Genomic DNA, 16,687 nt, shown 5'->3' on the forward strand with positions numbered 1-16,687 from the left:
TAAAAACGTTTTCAGCAAGCGGTAACAATTATTTTTATGATAAAATATAAAGTATGAAGAAATATGAAGTGATTTTGCAAGATTTAGAAAAAAAGATTTTTAACGATATCTATAAAACGAACGATATTCTTCCAAGTGAAAATGAGCTCTCTGCTAATTACGAGAGCAGTCGTTCAACAGTCAGACAGGCTTTAAAAATTTTAGAAGAGAAAGGGCTTATTCAAAGACGACATGGCTATGGTAGCATTGTCCTCGCTCACGATAGGCTCCTTTTCCCTATCTCTGGCTTAACTTCATACAAAGAACTACAAACCTCTATGGGTTTCCATAGTGAAACTGAGGTCATTCGATTTGAAAGACTTGAAATTAACCCTAAACTTTCAGAAACAACTGGTTTTGCCGTTGGTGAACACGCCATAAGTATTCTCAGAAGGCGCAAAGTAGATGGCAAATTTTCAATTTTAGATTGGGATTTATTTTTAGAAAAATATTCCGAAGGTTTAACTCCAGAACATGCTAAAATTTCAACCTATGACTACTTAGAAGATACTCTAGGGCTTGATATTGCCTATGCTCAAAAGGAAGTCACGATTGATTTTGCCTGCGAAGATGACTTTAAATATCTTGACTTAAATCCCAAAGACCATCATGTCGTGTCTGTCAAATCTCATGTTTATCTTGCTGATAATACTCTTTTTCAGTATACTGAATCTCGACATCAAGTCGACCGCTTTCGTTTCACAGAATTTGCCAGACGACAAAAAAGATAAAAAAGCTCTCCCAATAAGGAGAGTTTTTACTTGATAATAAAAAGCAAGAACAAAATCAGTTCTTGCTTTTTTTCTTTATTTTACACCAATTTCTGCTTCAACAACTTCAACAATGGTATCTACAACATGATTGACCTCTTCATGAGTTGGCGCTTCAGCCATGACACGCAAGAGTGGTTCAGTTCCTGAAGGGCGAACTAAAATACGACCTTTCCCATTCATTGAAGTTTCCATTTCTGAAATTACTTTTTGAATCGCTGGCACATCCATTGCTGATTTTTTAGCTGCATTATCTTTTACCCGAACATTAACTAATTTTTGTGGATAAATCGTAACTTCACTTGCTAATTCAGATAAAGATTTGCCAGTTTCACGCATTACTTTCAACAATTGAATGGCTGAAAGTTGACCATCTCCTGTTGTGTTGTAATCAAGGAAAATCATATGACCCGATTGTTCACCACCGAAGTTGTAATTATTTTTCTTCATTTCTTCAACAACATAACGGTCACCAACGGCTGTAATCACTGAATTAATCCCTGCTTCTTCAAGCGCTAAATGAAATCCAAGATTAGACATCACAGTTGTTACTAGCGTATCTTGAGCCAATTTTCCTTGTCCAAGAAGATATTTCCCAACGATAAACATAATTTTATCGCCATCAACAATTTCTCCATTTTCATCAACGGCAATCAGGCGGTCAGCATCACCGTCAAAGGCAAGTCCGAGGTCACTTCCTGTTTCGACAACTTTTTTAGCCATCGCTTCAGGATGAGTTGAGCCTACTTTTACATTGATATTGAGTCCATCAGGATTTTCACCAATAACTGTCAAATTCGCTTCTAAATCAGCAAAAACGGCACGAGCAGAAGTATAAGCTGCACCATTAGCGGTATCAAGAACAACCTTATAGCCTTCAAAATTACCTTCTGCTGTTGTTTTTAAGAAAGCTTGATATTTACGAACACCTTCGATATAGTCATGCAGCATTCCTAAGCCTTGAGCAGATGGACGTGGCAATGTGTCTTCTTCAGCGTCAATCAATGCTTCAATTTCAAGTTCTTTTTCATCCTCTAATTTATAACCATCACCACCAAAGAATTTAATTCCATTATCAAGTGCTGGATTATGGCTGGCTGAAATCATGACCCCAGCAGAGGCACCATCTTTTTTAACTAAATATGCTACACCTGGTGTTGCAATGACTCCTAAATCATAAACTTCAATCCCAACAGACAAAAGTCCTGAAATCAAACTGCTCGCAAGCATTTGTCCAGAAATTCGTGTATCGCGACCAACATAAACTTTTGGTGTACCTAATTCATGTTGACTAAGGACATAGCCACCAAAACGACCAAGTTTAAAAGCCATCTCCGGCGTTAATTCAACATTTGCTTCCCCGCGAACACCGTCTGTTCCGAAATATTTACCCATTTTTTCTTGTCTCCATTTTTATTATTTTTATTTGACTCTGAAAATTTATCCACTTATTTTTACAGGTGTTAATGTTACTTCAACTTCTTGTGGATCAGCACTTACTCCTGTTGCACGTATAGGAACAGTTACTTTCGTTTCTTTTACAACTCCAGAGATATCCACTGATGCTTCAACCTCGTTGATTGCTTCTAAAGCACTTTTTTCTCCTGAAAGAGTAACTGTTTTATCAGATACTTTTGTCTTAATAGATGATAAAGTCTTATCAAGCGTTCCTTTTTGTGTCACTTTAACCGGCACATCTTTAGTTAATTTATTTACTACAACTTTTAAATGAGTCGTTGAAGGTTCAATTTGTGCTGGAAGAATTTTACCTGTGCTATCTACGGCATGAAGAGTGACTGTGCCTGAATAATTTTCATTTAAATTAACATCATTTGGTAAAGCAGCTTCAATTGCTTGAATTTTTTTGATGCTCTCTTCCCCGGCAGTCACTTTTACCTTTTCATCACTCACTGAAAGTGAATCAATTGTAAAACCTTCTGGCAATTGAGTTGAATCAGCTTTTGGTGTTACTTCAAACTCTTTCTTCACCTTGTCTTCTAAAGTGATATTCATTGTTTTAGGTTCAATCGTTGCCGTTACTCCGCCAGGCAGTTGTTCAATCCGAATTGGTACATCAAATTTTCCTGTTTTTAGTTTGGTCAAATCAACACTTAAAAAGAAATTTCTTGTGTCCGAATTTTCTTCATTAGTGATAGACAAGCGATTATATCCAGAAAGATGAACCGTCGCAGTGCTGTTATAACCACTAACGAAATATTTATTAGAATTATATTTTAATTCTACTGGAACGTTATTAATTGTGGCTGTGTAAACTTCTCCAGACTGATTAGTTCCCTGATTACGGATGGATGTTGCATTAGCATTAAAGAAAAGGACAATCGCAAAGAAAACAGAGGCAAGGATATAAAATGTTTTGGAATTAAAAAATTTATTTGCCATTTTTCTTTCCTCCTGCTTTATTTTTTCTATTCTTCCCTGTTCCTTTTTCATTTTTTTCAACTTTAGGAACTAAAATGGCCACTAGAATATCATGGAATTTTTCTTTGGAAATATCCGCGAAAAATTCTCCATTGTGAGCAATTGAAATTCCACCAGTTTCTTCGGAAACCACTAAAATTAAAGCATCTGAGACTTCAGAAAGTCCAATTGCAGCACGGTGTCTAGTCCCAAATTGTTTTGAAATCCCCGATTTTTCGGTCAAAGGAAGATAGGCAGAGGTTACAGCAATTTTGTTTCCCTGAACAATGACCGCGCCATCGTGCAAAGGTGTATTTGGAATGAAAATATTAATAAGTAATTCACTAGTAATATCCGCATCTAAACGAATCCCTGTACTTACAAATTCATTTAAATTTTGCCCTTGCTCAATCGCAATCAAAGCGCCAATTTTTCGCTCAGACATGTAAGCAAAAGATTTCTCGTAAGCTGAAATATGCCCATCAGGGCTACTTTTTCTCGTTGGTGTAAATAATGTGGTTGTTCTTCCTAAGCTTTCAAGCGCTCGCCTAATTTCAGGCTGAAAAATGATAACTCCGGCGATAACCCCATAGGTAATAACTTGGTTGAGTAACCACTCAACTGTTGTAAGTCCAATAAGTCCGGCAATAATTCTGATAAAAATGAAAATAATCACACCACGAACAAGCGTCATTAATTTTGTTCCTTGTACAAACCTAATCGCTTGATAAAGGAAAAAACTGATAATTGCAATGTCTAATATTGCAATAGCAATTCGCAGAGGTGATTCATTCAATTCAAAAATCTTTTGCCAAAACTCAAGGTTAAAAAATTGATTGAAGTCGGTCAAAAGTCCCCCTCCTTTTATATTGTTAGTCTAATTATACCAAAATTTTAAGTGAACTGCTTTATTCCCAAATAAAGATTTATCATCTTGTTCTTATTACCTTAATCTATCTGTAATTTTTACATTAGCAAAACTGTAGTTTTTAGCTGACGAGAATAAAAAAGTTACTGACAAAAACTCTGTCAGTAACTTTTCATTAGTAAGAATATATTATTTTTTAGCCTCACGTTCTGCTTTACGAGCAGCTCGTCTTGCTTCACGCTCAGGATCAACTGGACGTTTCTTACGTTCTTTTGGCAGAGTAGCTTCTATAGTCCCCTCTGATTCAGGATTTTTTTCGCCAGTGCTTTTGCTTCACGTTCTAAATACTTATCTAAATCTCCTGATGTTCTAGCATAACGCATAAATCGTTTACGAGAATCTTTGGCAGCTTTAGCATACAAACTTTCTGCATGTTCAGCATCAACTTTTAATAGATTACCAAAACGAGATTGTGTCAATAAGAAATCTCTAACTTTACTAAAATCAGGTTTTTTGAAATCAAGAATCATCGGATTTTTACCCAAATCTTCAAGAAGAGGATTATAGCGATAAAGTTGCCAGTAACCAGAATTCACGGCTTCTTTTGCTTCATCAAGTGCTAAATGTATTCCTCCATATAAACCATGTGAAATACATGGAGTATAAGCAATAATGACTGATGGACCTTTAAATTTTTCAGCTTCATCAAAGGTACGGATTGTTTGCATCATGTTTGCTCCAGAAGCAATCTGAGCCACATAAACATCTCCGTAGGTCATTAGCATCGCTCCTAAATCTTTTTTCGTATTAGATTTACCGCCAGCAGCAAATTGTGCAATTGCTGAAGCTGGAGTTGCTTTAGAAACTTGTCCCCCAGTATTGGCATAGACTTCGTTGTCCATAACTAAGATATTAACATCAGCACCTGAAGCCACGATATGGTCTAAACCGCCAAAACCAATATCATAGGCCCAACCATCTCCACCAAATATCCATTGGGTTGGTTTTACAAATTGATCTTTTTGTTTATATATTTCATCCAACTTAGCTGAGTTGAAGTGTTCAGAAGCAAGCATTCCCTTCATTTTTTCGGCTCTTGCTCGTGTTCCTTCTGAATCTTCTAAGTGTTCTACCCAGTCTTTCGCCAATTTTTGCAAATCATCTGACATTTCTGGCAAGGCTTCAAGGACTTGGGCTGCTAATTTTTGACGTCTGGTTTGAGAAGCTAGCCACATTCCATATCCGTATTCCGCATTATCCTCAAAGAGTGAGTTTGACCATGCAGGGCCTTGTTCAAACTCATTTGTTGTATATGGTGTTGCTTGTGTTCCACCATAAATGGCTGAACAGCCAGTTGCATTGGAAATCATCATTCGGTCACCAAACATTTGTGTCAATAATTTAATATATGGTGTTTCACCACAGCCTGAGCATGCTCCTGAAAATTCAAAAAGTGGTTTTTCAAATTGACTAGCGGCAATTGTACCTGGACGAGCTGGATTTTCTTTTGTTTTAAGGGTTTGCGCAAAAGCCCAATTGACAGATTCTTTTTCTTGTCCCTCATAAGGAATCATTTTTAAAGCTTCACCCTTTTTAGGACAAGCTTCAACACATAATCCACAACCTGTACAGTCTTCAACAGAGACCTGAATCCGATATTTTAAGCCATCAGCTCCTTTATAATCCATAACATGGAAACCTTCTGGCGCTTGATTCCATTCGTCTTCGTCGACTAAAAATGGTCTGATTGCAGCATGTGGACAAACAAATGAACATTCATTACATTGAATACAAGCTTGGGCATTCCATTCAGGAATTTCTAAGGCAATTACCCTTTTTTCAGAAGCACTTGTTCCCAATGGTTCATCTCCAAAAGTCATTTTGTTATCGACTAAGGTTTGTACCGAAAGTTCATCACCTTCAAAGGCATTGGTTTTATTTACAATTTCAAAAACATATTTTTTACGAGAACTTTCTGTCGTAAGAACTTTCGTTTTTTCTTCTTGAGTTTCAGCCCAGCTTTCTGGAATCTTTACTTCATGCAAGCCGTTCAAAGCAAGTGCCATTGCATTCAAATTTTGTTCAACAATGGTTGGTGATTTCTTTGCATATTTTTGAGCATCTTTTTTCAGAATCTCATAGGCTTCATCAAAAGGCATAACATGAGCCAATTTGAAAAAGGCGACCTGCATAATCGTATTAATTCTGCGTTCCATTCCGGTTTCATGAGCAATTTTCATGGCATCAATCGTATAAAATCGAATTTGATTTTCGGCAATGAATTTCTTCATTTCATTCGGAAGATTTTTTGAAAGTTGTTCTAGATTCCAACTTGTGTTTAATAGAAATAGGCCTCCAGCTTTCAAGCCTTTGGTCAAGTTATATTTACGTACATAAGTCATGTTGTGACAAGCAACAAAATCAAGTGTAGCTGTCATATATTCAGAAGTAATTGGCGAATCACCAAAACGTAAATGTGAAATGGTTAATCCACCTGATTTTTTTGAATCATATTCAAAAGCGGCTTGAACATATTTATCAGTATGGTCACCAATAATTTTGATTGCTGCTTTATTGGCACCAACTGTTCCATCTGAACCAAAGCCCCAGAATTTTGCTTGAAATGTATCTGCTGGTGTTAAATCAAGGACTCTTGAATTTGTCAGAGACAAGTTTGTAACATCATCATTAATTCCGATTGTAAACATACGTTTTGGTTGTGCTTTGACTAATTCATCAAAAACACTGACGATGTGTTCTGGACGAGTATCTTTTCCACCAATTCCATAGCGGCCACCAATCACTTGTTTAACATTAGAATTGAAAAGCGCTGATTGAACGTCAAGGAAAAGAGGTTCTCCATTTGAACCCGATTCTTTTGTACGGTCTAAGACCGCTACTGATTTGACTGTCTTTGGTAATTTTTCAAGAAAGTTTTCCAATGGAAATGGACGATATAAGTGAACATTGATAAAACCAACTTTTCGGCCTTGTTCATTTAAATAATCAACTGTTTGCTCAATTGTCCCAGCAACAGAACCCATAGAAACAATGACTTCTGTCGCATCAGGTGCGCCATAATAATTGACTAAATCATAATCTGTCCCACGAAGTTTATTGATTTTTCCCATGTACTTTTGAACGATTTCAGGAAGAGCTTCATAGTAAGAATTGACCGTTTCCCTTTGTTGGAAATAGATATCTGCATTTTGATTTGTCCCTGAAACTGTAGGATGATCAGGGTTCATTGCACGGTCACGAAAATCAGCTAATTTTTCTTGATTAACCATTGGTAATAAATCTTGATAATCAATAACATCAATTTTTTGAATTTCATGAGAAGTTCTAAAACCGTCAAAGAAATTCAAGAAAGGAACTGAACCTTCAAGTGTTGCTAAGTGGGCAACTGCTGACAAGTCCATCACTTCTTGAACAGATGACTCTGCTAACATGGCAAACCCAGTTGTTCTGGCTGACATCACGTCAGACTGGTCTCCAAAAATATTAAGCGCCCCAGCCGCTACGGCACGAGCTGCGACATGAATAACTGCTGGCAAAAGTTCACCAGCCATTTTATACATATTTGGAAGCATTAAAAGGAGCCCTTGCGAAGCGGTATAAGTTGTCGCAAGCCCTCCTGCTTTAAGAACACCGTGCATGGCACCTGCTGCACCGGCTTCTGATTGTAGTTCTGTAATTTTTACTGTTGAGCCCCAGATATTTTTACGACCAGCAACTGACCACGCGTCAGTATAATCTGCCATTGGTGAACTTGGGGTAATTGGATAAATTACGGCAATTTCTGAAAAGGCGTAAGCAATATGTGCTGCCGCCATGTTTCCGTCCATTGTTTTTTTCATTTTTTTCAAACCTTCTCAGGAGAGCATTTATTCGACATTTTTACGGCATAAAGAGCGGTGTCGGTGTTCTTTATGTGATTTAGTACTAAATCGAAAAAGACGAGAGCTTTCCTAATAATATTATTTTGACTAAGTTAATTTTAGCATTTTAAGCCTGAAAAGTTGAAGCTGCTTAGTGTCAATTATCTTTGACATTATCGTTGAAAAGCCTTTATTTACAAGACCTATCAGTAATTTTTTCACTTACAAACTAAAAAAGATTCTATCAATTAATGACAGAATCTTTAGAGATAAGAGGGCGTAAATTTTAATCAATGATGCGATGTTCAGTTTGAGCATCAAAGAAATGTGATTTGTTTAGGTTCAAAGCCACTGTAATTTTTTCTCCTGGATTGCGGAAATCACGCGCTTCAACACGAGAAACAAATTCAGTTGAACCAGCTCTAAGATAAAGCATAGTTTCTGCTCCAAGAAGTTCAGAAACGACAACTTCAGCTTCAATTGTTTGATTTGGATAGGCTTGTTGTGCCAAATTGCTTGCTTGAATGTCTTCTGGACGAATTCCAAGAATCACTTCTTTTCCTTCATACCCTTGTTCTTTAAGCAATTTTGCTTTTCCTTCTGGAAGGTCCATATTCAAACCTTCATTATTTGTTAATTTTCCAGAAGCAACTTTGACATTAAAGAAGTTCATCGCAGGACTACCGATAAAACCGGCAACAAATTTATTAGCAGGTTCATTATAAAGCTCTTGTGGTGTTCCGATTTGTTCAACACGACCAACTGTCCCTGTTTTATCAGAGTTTGGTGATGATGACATAATAACAATACGGTCAGCAAGAGTCATCGCTTCAGTTTGGTCATGGGTTACATAGATTGTTGTCGCTCCAATTCGACGGTGAATTTTTGCAATTTCTGTACGCATTGAAACACGAAGTTTAGCATCTAAGTTTGACAAAGGTTCATCCATGAGGAAAACTTTGGCATCACGGACAATCGCACGTCCCATTGCTACCCGTTGACGTTGACCACCTGATAAGTCAGCAGGTTTACGGTCAAGCAAATCAGAAAGACCAAGAATTGTTCCAGCTTCTTCAACACGACGTTTAATTTCATCTTTTTTGAACTTACGAAGTTTCAAACCAAAGGCCATGTTATCAAAAACGGTCATATGTGGATAAAGCGCATAGTTTTGGAAAACCATGGCAATATCACGATCTTTTGGTGCGACATCATTCATGATTTTACCGTCAATTTTAAATTCACCTTCGGTAATATCTTCAAGACCAGCGACCATTCGCAATGTTGTTGATTTACCACAACCTGAAGGACCAACGAATACAATGAATTCTTTATCTTTGATATCAATGTTGAAATCTTCAACTGCGTATTGCGTCGCATTGGGATATTTTTTGTAGATTTTGTCTAAACTGAGTGTTGTCATTTTTTCTCCTCTAATAACATTTGTTCTTTAATATTATTCTACTGTAAACGTTTTCTGTTTTCAATCAGTGATTTGCCTAAATTAATTTTACAAGTTGCACATTTTACTGACAGAATTATTAATGTAGTTGACAATTCTCTTAGCCTCAACTAAAATGCTCCGAGCCGTCGTATTTTACTGACAGAAAAAGTTACTGACAGATCTGTCAGTAACTTTTTAATCTTCTTCATCTTCGTCTTTAATTTTATTGGCTTCTTCGGCAAATTTTTGCGCAACTGCTTCTAATGCCAAGGTTTCTTCGTCTCCAAGGTAATGGTCATCGTTGATTTCATCAAGATTTACATACATATCCAAATGACCTTTGAGATTATCAAATTGAACTGGAGCATCTCCACCATATTCTCCATCTAAATTAAGAAGAATTTTTTGACCGCCTAAGGCTTCGATTTCTATTTTACTTGTTTTAATGTATTCCAAATTAACATCATCCAAATGTTTTCCATTAGCTACAATCGCAAGTAAAGCAATAAGTTCAAATAGATTATCTGTTTTCACCAAAATCAGTGTGAAAAGTCCATCATCTAATTTAGCATCAGGTGCAATCTTTTCAAAGCCACCAACTGAATTAGTAAGTGCGGCAAAGAACATTGAAATATCACCCTCAAATACGCCTTCATCATGAACAACACGAACCGGTGCTTTACGCACACGAGGTAAAAGTTCTGCACCCTTTGCTAAATAGGCCAAATAACCAAAAGCCGTTTTTAAATGACTGGGAACACTGTAAGTAAGTTCTGTCAAACCGCCCCCAGCAGCGATATTAATAAAATACTGTTCATCTTGTGTTTCTCTGATTACGGCATGACCGACATCAATATTTAGAATCTGATTTTTACCAATAATTTCAATCGCTTCAAGCGGTTTTCCTCTTGGAATTTTTAAAGCCCTAGCAAAGTCGTTTGTCGTTCCCGTTGGAACAATAGCTAATTGAGGACGTTTCTCAAAAGGAGAAATTCCAGCTACAACTTCATTAATAGTACCATCACCACCAGCCGCAATGATTAAATCAAAGCCAGCTTCTGTTGCTCTTGCCGCCTCTTTTTTTGCGGAATCTTGTTCTGCTGTGGTTTGATAAGCACTGGCCTCATAACCATATTGCTCTAATTTATCCAAAATATCTGCAATATATTTTTTTATAATTTCTTGACCCGATGTCGGATTGTAAATCAATCTCGCCTTCATCATTTTCTCCGAAACCTTCTCTCATCCATTCTTAAAAATAATTTACTGACAAACTCCCAAAAGAGTGACCCCACCAATTGAACCAAAGTTCAAATTTCTGTCAGTAAATTTACGCTCTCACTAAAGTCTGTCAGTAATATTCAATACAAATTAGTTTATAAATCAAGCAAATCTTGCTCTGACCAGATTTCAATTCCTAAGTCTTGAGCTTTTGTCAGTTTGCTACCTGCTTCTTCTCCGGCGACTACCAAATCAGTTTTCTTAGAAACAGAACCAGAAACATTTGCTCCCAACGCTTCCAATTTTTCTTTTGCTTCTGAGCGCTTCAAAGTCGTCAATTTACCAGTTAAGACAACTGTCTTACCTGATAATATTCCTTCAATATTAACAGCCCCTAAATAATCAAAATTTACACCAGCATTTTCAAGTTCATCCAGTAAAATTTTTGCTCCGTCAGTTTCAAAATAAGAAACGACAGCCGTAGCAATGACCCCACCTAAAGATGGAATTTCAGAAATTTCTTCTTCTGTTGCTTTAGAAAGCGCTCGAAGATTAGCAAAACGTTCCAAAAGTAATTTAGCCGCTTTACCACCAACATGACGAATTCCTAAACCAAATAATAATTTTTCCGCCGAATTTTCACGACTCTGCGCAATTGCTGACACAATTTTTTGAGCCAATGTTTCTTTGACCTTATCTAATGTCAGTAAATCTTCAATCGTCAATTGATATAAATCAGCAACATCAGCCACCAATTTTTTATCAAAAAGTTGTGAAATGACTGACGGGCCTAAGCCCACAATATTCATAGCATCACGACTAGCAAAATGAATTAGTTTTTCCCGAATTTGCGCCGGACATAAGGGGTTAACACAGCGTAAAGCCACTTCATCTTCAAAATGAATTAACTCCGAACCACACTCTGGACATTTCGTTGGAATTTCTAAGCCTTCAAGACCTTCTGGGCGTTTGTCCAAAAGTACTTTCCCAACCTTCGGAATAATATCCCCTGCCTTATAAATCAAGACATGATCACCAATACGGATATCTTTTTCTTCAATATAGTCCACATTGTGCAAAGTTGCTCGAGCAACCGTTGTCTGTGCTAAAAGAACAGGGGTCATATTTGCTGTTGGGGTGACAACTCCTGTCCGACCGACAGTCCAGTCAACAGACAAAATTTCTGTTTCTGCTTGTTCAGCTGGAAATTTGTAAGCAATCGCCCAGCGCGGTGCCTTAACCGTAAAACCTAATTCCTCCTGCTCAGCAAGATTATTAACTTTTACAACAACCCCGTCAATGTCATAGGGGAGTTCGTCACGCAGACGGGTAGCCTCTTCAATAAATTCCCAAATTTCATCCATATTTCGAGCAAATTTACGTTCAGGATTGACTTGGAAACCAAGTTCTTCAAAATATTCTAAGACTTCTTCTTGAGTGTCATTGGTTGCTGGACTTGCTTCTTGATAAAGGAAAGTTGCAAGACCACGTTTGGCAACTATTTTTGTATCAAGTTGACGTAAAGTTCCAGCTGCCGCATTTCTTGGATTAGCAAAAGGAGTTGCTCCTTCAAGTTCACGCTCTTTGTTCAGTTTAGCAAAATTCTTACGTGGAAGATAAGCTTCACCACGTACCACAATATCAATTGCTTCTTTAAGCTTTAAAGGAACATCTTTGATCCGTTTCACATTTTCTGTGATATTTTCACCCGTTGTTCCATCGCCCCGAGTCGCTGCAGTCATAAGCAAACCATTCTCATAATAAAGAGACAATGAAAGACCATCAATTTTTAATTCACAAATATACTCTGGATTAGCAATTTCCTTGCGGACTCGTTCTTCCCAAACTGCTAATTCTTCACGCGAAAAAACATCCCCTAAACTATAGAGATTATAAGGGTGTCTAAATTTAACAAATCCATCTAAAATAACCCCACCTGTTCGGTGCGTTGGAGAATCCGCTCTAGTTAGTTGTGGATTTTCAGCCTCCAATTTTACCAATTCTTGATAGAGTCGATCGTACTCACTGTCTTCTACCGAAGGCTCATCTAAAGTATAATATTCATAAGCATACTGATTTAATTTTTCCGTAAGCTCTTTTATTTTTGACTCGATATTCATAGCTCCTATTTTAACACAAAAGACCAGTCATTATGATTACCGAAGCACATCAAAAAGGCAAATTTCTATTAAAAAAATGATGTAATTTAAAACAAAAAAACTTGCTTTTCCAAGCAAGTATCTTTTTTTATTAAGGCGACGGTCGGATTTGAACCGACGATTAAGCTTTTGCAGAGCCATGTGTTACCACTTCACTACGCCGCCACAACATTAACTATTATAGCGGAAAAATAAATTTATGGCAAGCATGAGCTCACTCTACTTCCTGTTAAATCATTTAAATCAAGACTGATAGGCTTTAATAATCATTTACTAACTCCAAATCAATAAAAAATGACTTGAGCTATGCAACTTTTCTGTTTTAATTACCAATTTTAAAATTTGTTTCTGTGTCCATAAAGACCAAATCCCGCTGAACATTTTCTCTGCTGACAACATGAAATCTTCTTCCATCTTTTTGAATCAAAAAATCGCCAACTAAAGCCAAATCTCCTGAAATTGACTCAAAATTTAAAACGTTTTTATTCCATTCATTCCAAGAAAGCCGTTCTTGTTCAAAAGCCTGCCTAACCCATATTTCATGAATTGGTCGATGCGAAATTTTCCAGACTTCTACAAGCTGTCCCCTATATTTTGCTTGCATAAAACCCCTTTCTGTTACACATGAACTACTCAGTAAAGATATTTTAGCAAAATGAACAAATTTGTCAAAAGCTAGTTGGAAATTTAACCCTTGTTCTTTTCATATCGGAAACGTTTTTTACATGAAAATAACTTATAATCTGATATTTTTACTTTATTAAGCTTTAAAGTTCACCAAAAAATTAATAAAATACAGTTACGTACCCTTTATACTACTTTTTCCACTTTTGGAGTGTTTTCTTTACATTCCAATAAAAATAAAAAGACACTTTCGTGTCTTTTATTTTTAAAGTTCTTCACCATTTGTTGCGATAACTTTTTGATACCAAGTAAAGGAGTCTTTTTTCGAACGTTCTAATGTCCCATTTCCTTCGTTATCCTTATCTACATATATGACGCCATAGCGTTTTTTCATCTCACCTGTCCCAGCAGAAACAAGGTCAATAAAGCCCCACGGAGTATAACCCATTAAGTCAACTCCATCATAATCTACAGCATTTTTCATTGCTTCTATATGAGCTTTTAAATAATCTACTCGATAAGGGTCATGAATACTTCCGTCAGCTTCAACTTCATCTACAGCACCAAAACCATTTTCAACAATGAAGAGTGGTTTTTCATAACGTTCATAGAACCAATTCATTGCATAACGTAATCCTAAAGGATCAATTTGCCAGCCCCATTCAGAAGCTTTAACATATTCATTTTTGACTAAATCTTTATCTTCATTGTAATCAAAAGTAGGAGCTTTACCATGGTCTTTAATTGCAAAACTCATGTAGTAAGAAAAACCAATATAATCTACTTTTCCTTCTTCCAATGCTTTCAAATCATCATCAAGAATATCAAGTTTAAATTCCTTACGGTCAAAATAGGCTTTTAAATAGCTTGGGTAATGTCCGCGAACATGAACATCTGCAAACCAATAGCGACGTTGCATAGCAACGGTTGAAGCCATCATATCTTCTGGTTTACAAGTTGCAGGATAAATCGGACACATGGCAATCATACATCCAATTTGGAAATCTGGATTGATTTTATGTCCCAGAGCGACAACTTTGGCAGAAGCAACCAACTCATAATGAGCCGCTTGATACATCATTTCTTCACGTTCTTTTTCGCTTGCTCCTTCTGGGAATTTTAAACCAGAATTAGTAAATGGTGCAAAATCACGCAAATAGTTTGCTTGGTTGTTGATTTCATTGAAAGTCATCCAATATTTAACTTTATCTTTATAACGATTCATTACGACTTCTGAAAAATGGACAAAGAAATCAATGAGTTTACGATTACGAAAGCCACCATATTCTGTCACTAAGTGATAAGGAAGTTCAAAGTGAGATAGAGTAATTACAGGTTCAATCCCATGTTTTAAACACTCATCAAATAAATCATCATAGAATTGCAAACCTTCTTCATTAGGTTCCGCTTCATCTCCATTTGGAAAAATACGAGTCCATGCAATGGAAGTTCTAAAACAATTTAATCCCAATTCATCAAAGAGTGCAATATCTTCTTTGTAGCGATGATAAAAATCAATAGCTTCATGATTCGGATAATTTTCTCCCTCAATTACCCCATCTGTGATTTTTCTCTCTACTCCATTGCTCCCTGCTGTCATGACATCAGCAACAGAAACTCCCTTTCCGCCGGCATTCCATCCTCCTTCAAGTTGATGTGCAGCAACTGCTCCTCCCCAGAGGAAGTCTTTTTTTAAAGTCATAATTTCTCCTTTTAAATTTTTAGAATTAACATTTTTAATAAGATAAGCTCAAGAATTCTTGAGCTCATCTAAAATTTGCTATTATTCAGCAGCATTAATTTCAGCTTCTGTTTCAGCTTCTTCTTTAAGAAGAATATTGTCATAAGCTTTGGCAAATGGCCAGTAGAGAAGTGATGTCAATGCAAGGATAATAACTTGCCAAACCATACCTTGCCAGCCACCTACAAGGTATCCTGAAAGAACTGCAGGTGTTGTCCATGGAACATAAGCTCCGTTAAATGGTGGAATGATTCCTAGATAAATCACTAAGTAAGTCAAGATTCCTGAAATCAATGGTGCTAAGATAAATGGAATTGCAAGAATAGGATTTAAGACAATAGGAAGACCAAAGAGAATTGGTTCATTAATATTGAACACTGCAGGTCCAATTTCCATACGTCCTAAAGTTTTACCTTGAACTGATTTTGCACTCACTAAGAGGAAGATAACCAAACCAATGGTCAAACCAGAACCAGTAACTGTCAAGTATTGGTCCATGAATGATTGTGTAACGATGTGGGCTCCATTTGAAAGACTGAGATGTCCTGCTTTATAGAGGGCAGCATTGTCAGCAGAGTTGGCTTGAAGCAATGGTCCCATAATCCCACCGATGATTGTCGCTCCGTGAACACCGAACCACCAGATAAATACTGGCATAAAGGCAATAACGAAGACGCCGACAGGACCATCAGTTACGTGTTGTAATGGAGTTTGAATCCATTTATAAACTAATTCAATGAAAGTTGTGTTGAATCCGATTGTTGTAATTCCGTGAACAACTCCAGCTAAGGCAATGATTGCTCCTGCAGGAACAAGTGAAGTGAATGATGCCGCAACGTTTTCTGGAACTTGTTCTGGCATTTTAATTGTGATGTTACGACGCATAAAGCCAGTGTAAATCCAACCGACTAAGAGTCCGACGATGATTGAAAGAACCATCCCTTTCCCACCTAACCAAGCTCGGTCAATTACTCCCCCTACTTGATAAGCAGTTGAAACTTTAGTTGGGTCAGTAACAGATGTTACTTGATGAATTGTGTCTGGTTGCAACAAGATGTGAACGATAATACCAGTTAAACCAGCAGGAACTCCTTCATAACCTGCATCTCGAACCCACGCGTAAGCAATACCGAATACGGCAAGCAAGGCCATAATACCAAATGAAGCATTATTAATTTGTAAAAAGAGTGGGCCCAATTTGATTTTGTTCATGAAGTCTTGGCCTGCTTGGAATGGCAATTGACCAAGAATCAAGAATACTGAACCAATAATGATAAATGGAATAGGATAAATCATACCATTTTTGATTGCCGTGACTGCACGGGTATTCAAAAATTTCATCATTGGAGGCATGATTTTGTTTTGAATAAAATTGTTCATGGTTGAACAGTCTCCTTTACTTTTTTTGATGAACTGGTTTCACGTTCATCTTTTCTACATTTTCATTATAACACTAAAGAGCAAAAGAAAGAAAGCGGTTTCTTGTTTTTCCAAAACTTTGGTTCTGTACCACTCGTGAAGA

10 protein-coding genes, 1 tRNA gene and 1 pseudogene are annotated in these 16,687 nt (G+C 36.9%); 1 reads left to right on the forward strand and 11 read right to left on the reverse strand.

The window, feature by feature from the left end:
- Window positions 1–53 precede the first annotated feature (53 nt).
- Window positions 54–770, forward strand: a complete 717-nt coding sequence (gene treR, locus MHB61_RS06635) for a trehalose operon repressor (protein ID WP_003131538.1) — start codon at window positions 54–56, stop codon at window positions 768–770.
- 75 nt (window positions 771–845) lie between these two features.
- On the opposite strand, the gene glmM is transcribed toward treR, so the two are convergent.
- The 11 genes and pseudogenes from glmM to MHB61_RS06690 all read right to left on the reverse strand — a co-directional run bounded on the left by glmM (window position 846) and on the right by MHB61_RS06690 (window position 16,545).
- The gene (gene glmM, locus MHB61_RS06640; protein ID WP_003131539.1) at window positions 846–2,204 is read right to left on the reverse strand and encodes a phosphoglucosamine mutase; all 1,359 of its coding nucleotides are present in this window, start codon (window positions 2,202–2,204) and stop codon (window positions 846–848) included.
- Window positions 2,205–2,249: 45 nt separating this feature from the next.
- Complete coding sequence (locus MHB61_RS06645) at window positions 2,250–3,209, reverse strand: CdaR family protein (RefSeq protein ID WP_012897245.1); 960 nt, start codon at window positions 3,207–3,209, stop codon at window positions 2,250–2,252.
- A complete protein-coding gene (cdaA, locus tag MHB61_RS06650) occupies window positions 3,199–4,077 on the reverse strand; it encodes a diadenylate cyclase CdaA (RefSeq protein WP_003131542.1) in 879 nt (292 codons plus the stop codon). The genes MHB61_RS06645 and cdaA overlap by 11 nt, the downstream gene beginning before the upstream one ends.
- A gap of 207 nt (window positions 4,078–4,284) precedes the next feature.
- Window positions 4,285–7,955 (reverse strand): annotated as a pseudogene (gene nifJ / locus MHB61_RS06655) (pyruvate:ferredoxin (flavodoxin) oxidoreductase).
- Window positions 7,956–8,262: 307 nt separating this feature from the next.
- Window positions 8,263–9,399, reverse strand: a complete 1,137-nt coding sequence (locus MHB61_RS06660; protein ID WP_003131545.1) for an ABC transporter ATP-binding protein — start codon at window positions 9,397–9,399, stop codon at window positions 8,263–8,265.
- 216 nt (window positions 9,400–9,615) lie between these two features.
- Window positions 9,616–10,644: a diacylglycerol kinase family lipid kinase gene (locus tag MHB61_RS06665; RefSeq protein ID WP_010905327.1), complete on the reverse strand. Its 1,029-nt coding sequence runs from the start codon at window positions 10,642–10,644 to the stop codon at window positions 9,616–9,618.
- A gap of 152 nt (window positions 10,645–10,796) precedes the next feature.
- Window positions 10,797–12,761: an NAD-dependent DNA ligase LigA gene (gene ligA, locus MHB61_RS06670; protein ID WP_003131547.1), complete on the reverse strand. Its 1,965-nt coding sequence runs from the start codon at window positions 12,759–12,761 to the stop codon at window positions 10,797–10,799.
- 133 nt (window positions 12,762–12,894) lie between these two features.
- Window positions 12,895–12,965: transfer RNA gene (locus MHB61_RS06675), tRNA-Cys, on the reverse strand.
- Between the two features lie 157 nt (window positions 12,966–13,122).
- A complete protein-coding gene (locus MHB61_RS06680) occupies window positions 13,123–13,404 on the reverse strand; it encodes a hypothetical protein (protein WP_003131548.1) in 282 nt (93 codons plus the stop codon).
- Between the two features lie 285 nt (window positions 13,405–13,689).
- Complete coding sequence (locus tag MHB61_RS06685) at window positions 13,690–15,126, reverse strand: 6-phospho-beta-glucosidase (RefSeq protein ID WP_003131549.1); 1,437 nt, start codon at window positions 15,124–15,126, stop codon at window positions 13,690–13,692.
- Between the two features lie 81 nt (window positions 15,127–15,207).
- Window positions 15,208–16,545 (reverse strand): PTS sugar transporter subunit IIC, encoded by a 1,338-nt coding sequence (locus MHB61_RS06690; RefSeq protein ID WP_003131550.1) that lies wholly within the window; start codon window positions 16,543–16,545, stop codon window positions 15,208–15,210.
- Between the last annotated feature and the right edge of the window lie 142 nt (window positions 16,546–16,687).

Origin of the sequence: Lactococcus sp. FSL K6-0773, from assembly GCF_038006485.1 — a bacterium.
In the GTDB taxonomy this organism is placed as follows: Bacteria; Bacillota; Bacilli; order Lactobacillales; family Streptococcaceae; genus Lactococcus; species Lactococcus lactis.